This window comes from Methylophaga sp. UBA5088 (genome assembly GCF_002414625.1).
GTDB lineage: Bacteria > Pseudomonadota > Gammaproteobacteria > Nitrosococcales > Methylophagaceae > Methylophaga > Methylophaga marina.
Genome location: NZ_DIAC01000107.1, coordinates 15317 through 20047 on the forward strand (window position 1 = coordinate 15317; position 4731 = coordinate 20047).

Genomic DNA, 4731 nt, shown 5'->3' on the forward strand with positions numbered 1-4731 from the left:
CCGTTTCAGCCGTATCGGTGTAGCTGGTTTGGCCACTTAAATCCGCGCCGGCCATGGTTAATGTGCTGGAGACTTTGAAGTCTTTGCCATTTAGCTTTTCACCACCTAGCCTTATGCTCATGCATCCTCCGGCATCATTTCACGTAAATAAGCGAGATCAGCTGGCTGACCGATGAACGCCATCAAGGCGGTATAGGCATATTCATAACCAGGGTGACCAATTTGTATCTGGTTTGCGATATCGCTATCAGCATAAAATCGCCACCCAGCACCACCAGTTAAGTCAGGCAAAGCGGCATCGATGGCACTATCAAACGCAGCCTTTTGACTTTCAAAACTAGTTAATGCCGCTAAGGGATCACTATTGGTTAAGCTGCTGGCCGCCGCTTTGGCCTGTTGGCTGAGTGCCTTTTTCATACGGGCTTTAATGGTGGGTACCGCATTCAGTTTTATGCCGGCGGTGACCACTTCCGCATCAACCAGCTGCATTTTGTCTTGCTGCAAGTTGGTCAGCTTTTCAGCGTGACGTTGCCATTGTTCAATTTGTTTTAGCGGGAACACACCGGCCATGCTTTGGCATTGGCTGGCCAGGTCTTTCACGCTGCCAGCGGTAAACGCCAAAACAAACACCGCCGGCACCGGTTGCGCGCTGAGTTTGTTCACCAAGGCCGTGACCGCGTTGGGAAACGCTAACCAAGTATTGGTCCCACTGCCCTCTTTCGCGCCCAGCGTCCATGGGGTGATGGTTTCCACCGTCACATTACCGCTTAAGCCACTGGCATCGGATATCGGTGTGTGAAGTACCACCGGTGACCAATTAGACATTGTCACGCTTCCATTGCTCATAGCCGGACACTAGATTGGTCGGCATGCTGTATTGCCCACGGCGATAAGGTGGCACGCACTCAAAATCACGATAAAAACCGCGATAAAACTCATCGATCGTGGTGAAGTTAAACACCGGTATTTTCACTTGCTTGTGTCCAACCACATCATAAATCGGGATTGTTTGAGTGACGGTTATTTTCACTATTCCGCCTCATAAATCATGGTTAAAGTGAGGTAAGGCCCATACTCAAACGCCAGCCAGCCAAACAAGCGCACTAGCAGATAAAACACCACGGCCACCACACTGGCCAGCCAGTGTTGATAGCTACTTAAGCGTTTAGCATCACGCAGCATGGCCTTGAAAAATCCCTTGTCGGCGGCTTTTCTGTCACTAGGTGAACCACCACGACTATAAGCAAAGTCATGCCGGCGGCATGAAGCCTCAAAAAACCAGCCAAACAGTAAATTGACCAACCAATCAGGAAACCAGGCAGGGCCGCAACCATTACCAAAGGTGTGTTTTTCTGACTCGCTTAGCTCAGCCCATCGAACAGGCGTGAATTGGCAGTTCATCAGCTAAAGTCCACGATAATGGCGTCAATATCGGCCTGAGTAACATCGGGTTGTTCGCTGTCTTCATGCTGAATTTGCAAGGCATAAAGCTCGTCTTCATACGCCTGCTTTTTACCCATAGCAGGAAACACGATGTCTTTGTATGTAGTGGCATTGGTGATGATGCGGCCCACTAATGTGGCTTTATCCACCGAGGGGCGATTGGCCACAATGTAATCAATGCCAGGCGTTAAAGCGGTGTTATCCGCTTGCCAGGCTAAGGCCTCATTTTCTTGGGTGAGAAAAGTCGATATTTCCTCTTGTGTGTAGGTGGTGGTGATGGCCTGCACTGCTGCCTGAAAGCCGTTTTTAATCTCAGTGTTTTTAAGTTGAGCGGCATCAGTAAATACAAAAGGTGGCTCTGGTTTGGTTAATGTCCATGACTCGTCAGGCTCAATACCTAGCTCAGATATTTCTTGCTCATTGCCATTTGCGTCATAGCCAAAGTAGCCACGATGATCAGCAACAATTTTCCATTCGCCCTCTTTATGTGAGCGTGGCACCGTGCCATTTTCATCGGTAAACACGGCGCATTGATTTTCTTCAACTTCAGGAACTGTGTCCGGTGTGGCATAGGCTGGGATTAGAAATTGACCGTCGTTCTTTGGATCAGCATCAGCCTTTCCTGGATTTAAAGGCTCGCCCGTTTTTCGTGAGTAATGTGTGATATCCATTATTAACCTCTGATTAATATGCGCGTACTAAAGCCATACCCGAAATACTTCGGGGTCTGTTTTGGTCAGCAGTGGGGACAGTCAGTGATGCATCAAAAGCGAGTATGTCTGGGCTATTACCGCTGCCATTCACACCGCCATCGATATTTCCTCCAGACGTAAACGCACCTTCGAAATCCAGCAATCTTGATTGTGTTAATACACTAGCCGTAATGTTCCTAATTGCATCGCCTTGGAATGAACCAATAGCCCTCCCCACATCGACACCACGACCATCATCCCAGGCACGCCAAAATTCACCACGCCAATCAGGTATCGTGAAGGTGGTGGAACCATCCCCATCACCGTAGTAACCGGCATAAGCTTCAGGGTCGCTATCCTTAGTGGCTTGTGTCACAAAGTTGCTAACTGTCTGAGCATAGGCCCACAACAGTGGGTATGAGGCACGTACTAGTTCTGCCCCGTTACGTTTTAAAAATCCCGTTGGTACCACATCACCATCCATGATCAGCAAAGCACCAATCGGGTAATCGATGGCCGTTTTTGCTTTATATAAAGCGTTGGCTTCGGCTTCGGTGAGGTATTGAGGGTGTGGGTCTTCATCCAACAAATGCTGAGAAAGGCCGTCACCATCTACCCGTACATCGGTCACATCGCCATTGGCTGCAATATCACTGATTTTGGTCAGGTAATGATTAAAGCCATTGCCATCGGTGTAATCGTTATGACTAACCGCATCAATCACAAAGTCGACCACCGCCGTCATATCGGATATATCACCCTGCAGTGACACATCAAGCCAGACTGATTTTGGCCCCGTGGCGGTGACTTGTTGTGTCAGTGTTTCAGCAATGCGAATGCCGCCGACATAGCCCACGCCTGGTAACACGTTATACGTGGATGACGTGCCAACTCGTTCAACTTTCCAGCCATCACTAAGAAAACCTTCATGGCCATAAATGTCATAGTTGGATAAGCGCTCACGCTCATCGATGCCGTGCAGGCGTGCATTAAAATCAATCTGCCATGTTTCAGCCGGTACCGCGATGGCCGTGGTGGCCTGAATGCCCGAAAAGGCGATCAGAAAATTACGCGTCAGGTTATTGCCTGGCACCGCCCCCGCTGTTTTTCGCTTTTGGATAAGCGGCGTATAGGTCACGGCAACCAGTACGCCTTCATCATCAATCAGCCCAACCCAGTTAAAGTCATAGTCACCTATGGCGCTATCCATCACCAGGGAATACACAACCTGATTGGTATTGACATAGCCCTGTTTGGTCACCGGTAGCGTGTCCCGAATGTTTCCCGCTGCCGGCATAGCTTCTACCCGATTAACCGGCTCGTTATTTACGTCAAGGCCATCAATGTTGGCCAGTACAAAGTGGGTGATGTTGAGCGTTTCGCTGTTGCCTTGTTTATTGGCAATTTGGTTTTCGCCGCTGATGGTTATAAAGCCCATTTCAAGCCCCTTATAGTTTTGCAATGTCGAGCGACCAGGCGTTGCCTGTCGCGTTGTTTTCAATGGTGTTATCTGCCCACCATGGCGCGATGGTTTGTATCGCGGTATCAAACCACCAGGTATGACCGGTGGCTTTGACGCTAATACCCGTTTGAATAGGTGTAATCACAGTGAGCTGATAACGTCGGCAGGTACGTCCGTACTTTTGAATAATGCGGTTTAAAAGCTCGGTATTCTCGGAAAGCTGGCTATCGGATAAATGCACCAAAATCACGTCCCAATCCACCGGATCGACGCGTTCTTCTATTTCCACATACCCAATGCCAAGGCGTTCAAAAATACGGATAAAACCGGCTTTGCTGCCAGCATCCTGGGCATTAATCAGGGCGAATTTCACCCGCTTTCGGTAAAGGTCTAATGGCTCGGTGGTGAAGCGTTCAATGTCACGCTGCCAGGCCAACAAATCGAGCATGCCAGGTGTGCAGGTGAGCGGGTCCATTTGGTCCAGTGGCCAGCGCAGCCAGGCTTCAATTTTTGACCAGTAGTTAGTGGCTGCTTTGGTGAGTGCTTCGGTTTGCTCGGCACTAATCCAGAATGGCAGCTTAATATTCAGCATTATTCTGTCTCCTGGATGTTAACGATTAAGCTGGTTAAACGTGGTATCCAAAGCTCGGTCACAATGTCGTCGAGTGAATAATCCACGCTATGAATACCCGTAAACTGGTTGTGCAATTCGCGGTCGAGATTGGAAAAGCTGAACCGGCTGAAAGGTAAGGTCAGCGTCGGTGAAAACTCGCTGTTTTCACGAAAGGCCGCATTCACAAAATCACGCACATTCGCTTGCAGTGTGGTCACCGCATCACAGCCCAGCCCTTTTTTGTGCCACACAGTCACCACCAATGACACGGTTTGCTCGGGCATTTGAAACACTTGCAAATCATCACCATGGCCGTGATTGCCGTCATCAGTGATATAGGTATTAATGTCTTCCAGGTATTGCGCTACCGGTGCAGCAAAGTCGAACAGCACAAACGCGTTGGCTGTGCCTGGTCCTCGTGGTGCGTCATGTTCAAACCAGATGGCATCGACCGTTACCCCTGGAAACTCTGAAATTAACGCCCGATACACACTATCGGTATGAAAATCTGAGGCGGTACC

Annotated in this window: 7 protein-coding genes; all 7 read right to left on the minus strand. The window is 49.3% G+C overall.

The features are described from left to right. Positions 1-117: 117 nt before the first annotated feature. The gene (locus tag B4K20_RS13610) at positions 118-825 is read right to left on the minus strand and encodes a hypothetical protein (protein ID WP_289283289.1); all 708 of its coding nucleotides are present in this window, start codon (positions 823-825) and stop codon (positions 118-120) included. After that, complete coding sequence (locus B4K20_RS13615; RefSeq protein ID WP_289283290.1) at positions 818-1030, minus strand: hypothetical protein; 213 nt, start codon at positions 1028-1030, stop codon at positions 818-820. The genes B4K20_RS13610 and B4K20_RS13615 overlap by 8 nt, the downstream gene beginning before the upstream one ends. Continuing rightward, positions 1030-1401 (minus strand): hypothetical protein, encoded by a 372-nt coding sequence (locus B4K20_RS13620; RefSeq protein ID WP_289283291.1) that lies wholly within the window; start codon positions 1399-1401, stop codon positions 1030-1032. Before B4K20_RS13620 ends, B4K20_RS13615 begins: the two co-directional genes overlap by 1 nt. Beyond that, positions 1401-2114: a hypothetical protein gene (locus B4K20_RS13625; protein ID WP_289283292.1), complete on the minus strand. Its 714-nt coding sequence runs from the start codon at positions 2112-2114 to the stop codon at positions 1401-1403. The genes B4K20_RS13620 and B4K20_RS13625 overlap by 1 nt, the downstream gene beginning before the upstream one ends. Before the next feature lie 13 nt (positions 2115-2127). Then, complete coding sequence (locus B4K20_RS13630) at positions 2128-3636, minus strand: phage tail protein (RefSeq protein ID WP_289283293.1); 1509 nt, start codon at positions 3634-3636, stop codon at positions 2128-2130. Next, positions 3584-4189, minus strand: a complete 606-nt coding sequence (locus tag B4K20_RS13635) for a phage tail protein (protein ID WP_289283294.1) — start codon at positions 4187-4189, stop codon at positions 3584-3586. The genes B4K20_RS13630 and B4K20_RS13635 overlap by 53 nt, the downstream gene beginning before the upstream one ends. Beyond that, positions 4189-4731: hypothetical protein (locus tag B4K20_RS13640; RefSeq protein WP_289283295.1), on the minus strand; the 543-nt coding region annotated here is incomplete at its 5' end. The genes B4K20_RS13640 and B4K20_RS13635, both read right to left, overlap by 1 nt.